Origin of the sequence: Geothrix sp. (assembly GCF_049292215.1) — a bacterium.
Taxonomy (GTDB): Bacteria; Acidobacteriota; Holophagae; order Holophagales; family Holophagaceae; genus Geothrix.
The window spans coordinates 1-2,629 of sequence record NZ_JBATQW010000003.1; the positions used below are offsets into that span (position 1 = coordinate 1).

A 2,629-nucleotide genomic window follows, 5' to 3' on the forward strand; every position below is an offset into this window, starting at 1 on the left:
CTGTTCCTCGGTGCCCTGCGCCTGGGACCCGAGCGCACCCGCGTGCCTGAGGGCGGCACGGGCACCCTCGCCACAGCCCTCGGCGCCCGCCTCCAGGTGCGGACGAACCGTGTCCTGGCCCTGGAGCCCCTGCCTGAGGGGCGCTGGCGGGTGGTGGGGGAGGGGTGTTCCGCCGAGGCGGATGCCGTGGTGGTGGCCCTGCCCTCGCGGCAGGCCGCAGCGCTTCTGGCCCCGGTCTCGCCGGAGGCAGCCACCCTCCTGGAGGGAATTCCGCGCCTGGACCTGCGCGTCTGGCACAGCCGCCACGCCCCGGTGCCCGGCTGGGAGCGGGGCTTCGGCCTGCTCATCCATCCTCCGGAGGGGCGCGGCATGCTGGGGGCCGTGGCCTTCGCCGGGGATGATCCCCGGGGCGTGTCCGGCCTGCTCCAGGTGCGCACCTACCTCGGCGGCGCCTACCCGGTGGCCCCTGAGCTGGATGCGTGGCCCGGCGTCCTCGGCGAGCTGCGCCGCTGGCTGCCGGAGCTGCCCGAGGCCGTCCAGGTGCGGGAGGAGGCCTGTGCCGGCGCCTTTCCCCTGCTGGAACCCGGCCACAGCGGACGGGTGGCCCGGATGCTCCTGGCCCTGCCTCCGGGCCTGCACTGGGTGGGGGCGGCGCGCTTCGGCCCTGGCCTCGCCGAGCTCGCCGAAGGCCTGGAGGGCTGGGCAGCCTCCAGCCGCCCCTGAGCGGCCGCGCTGGGCAGAAACACCGCATCGCGGTGGGCTCGCCGAATGGTTAACCTGCTGGCACCCCCAGCTCCGATCCCATCCCCTTTGCGAGGTCCGGTTTGTCGCAGGCCCAACAATACCAGCCGGTCCCCCCCGCCTTCCATCAGCCCCGGGGCTGGGTCTGGCGGGCCCTCGGACGGAGCTACCTGGAACTGGCCGGCTGGCGGATCGAAGGGGCCTTCCCCGCCGACCCCAAGTACGTGCTCATCGTGGCGCCGCACACATCGAACTGGGATTTCCTCGTGGGCGTGGCGGTGGCCTTCGCGGTGGAGCTGCGGGCCTCGTGGCTGGGCAAGCACTCGCTGTTCCGGGCCCCCTTCGCCTCCTTCCTGCGCTGGCTGGGGGGCATCCCCGTGAACCGCAGCGCCAGCCATGGCATGGTCGGCGCCTGCGTGCACGCCTTCGAGTCGGCGCCCACGCTCATGCTCGCCCTGGCGCCCGAGGGCACGCGCAAGGGCGTGAGCCAGTGGAAGAGCGGCTTCTACCGCATCGCCGTGGCGGCGCAGGTCCCCATCCTGCCCGTGGGCTTCGACTACCGGGAGCACGTGGTCCGGCTGATGCCGCTGTTCCATCCCAGCGGCGACCTGGACCAGGACCTGCCGCTCATCCAGGCGCTGTTCGAGCAGGTGCATGGCCTGCGGGAGCGGCCCACCACCAGGTAGTGCCCCTTACTTCAGCGTGAAGGCCACCACGGCGCCCTTGGCCTGCCCGGTATTCACCTCGAAGACCCGGGCGGGATCGGCCTTGGCGGTGTCCAGCAGCCAGGCGAGCACGCGCTTCACCCGGGCGTCCGCCAGCTGGGCCAGGTCCGCGGGGTCCACCTGGAGGGTGCCCAGCAGGCGCTGCTCCATCTCGGCGGCCGGCGGAGGTGGGGTCGGCTTGGCGTCCTTCGCCTCCTTCGGGGGCGGGAAGGCGGCATCGTGTGCGGCCCTGATACAGCGCTCACGTTCGGCGGTGGGAACGGGCTGCTCGTCACCGGACTTGAGCGCGGCCCCGCGGGTTCGCCGCAGCAAGGCCTCCAGGGCGGCCTTGCGCAGGGCGGCACCGTCCTGGTCGGCATCCACGCCGCCCTCGGCGTCGAGGCGCAGCTCGGGCCGCTCCTGCAGCGCCTTGGCCAGGGCCTGGAGCTTGGGCGTGGCCCCGGCCTCCAGGGCGCTGGAGCCCGGCGCGAAGGCCAGGCTGCTGAGGTCTCCCGCATCGCTGCCGAAGACCTTGCCGATCAGCGTGAAGGGCGAAGTCGCGATCTTGCCCAGCAGTCCGAAGACGGCCTTCCAAACGAGCTTGCCGTACTTGATGTCGGGATCATCCAGGCTGCCCTCGATGGGCAGGTCGAAGGCGATGACGCCCTTGCGGTCCCGGAGGATGGCCAGGCCAAGCTTCACGGGCAGGCCCGTGGCATCGGGACTTGCCACCTTCTCGCCAAGGTAGAACTGGTCGAGCTTCACGGCGTTCTCGGCCTTGAGGTTGCGGTGGTCGATGCGCAGGCGGGCGTCCACGTTCAGCTTGCCCTTCTGCACGGTGTAGCCCAGGTACTTGCCGGTGTAGGGCGTGAAGTCCGTGAGGTCGGCGCCCTGGATCTTCAGGGCCACGTCGGTGTCGAGGTCGTTGCGCAGGGGCATGGCGTGGCCCGTGATGGTGATGGGTGCGAGCCCGCCGGCCTTGCCCCGGAAGTCCACCTTGGAGGCGGCGTCGGGGCGGCTGGACAGGCCGAGGTACGAGCCCTCCAGATCGCTCAGCACCAGGGCGGCGTTGGGCTGCACGGAGCGGTCGATGAAGCTGAGGCGGCCGCCGGTGATGGCCAGTTTGGCGATGCCCAGCTCCGGCGCCGCGGCGGGCGTGGCGGGCAGGACGGCCGCGGCGGGAG

Annotated in this window: 3 protein-coding genes; 2 read left to right on the forward strand and 1 reads right to left on the reverse strand. The window is 72.4% G+C overall.

The genetic code is table 11. From position 1 onward, the window contains the following. On the forward strand, positions 1–723 hold a 723-nt coding region (locus WAS25_RS00570; RefSeq protein ID WP_422309273.1), incomplete at its 5' end, for an FAD-dependent oxidoreductase. Between the two features lie 101 nt (positions 724–824). Further along, positions 825–1,427, forward strand: a complete 603-nt coding sequence (locus tag WAS25_RS00575; RefSeq protein ID WP_422309275.1) for a lysophospholipid acyltransferase family protein — start codon at positions 825–827, stop codon at positions 1,425–1,427. A gap of 6 nt (positions 1,428–1,433) precedes the next feature. Here WAS25_RS00575 and WAS25_RS00580 read toward each other — a convergent pair. Next, positions 1,434–2,629: DUF748 domain-containing protein (locus tag WAS25_RS00580; protein ID WP_422309277.1), on the reverse strand; the 1,196-nt coding region annotated here is incomplete at its 5' end.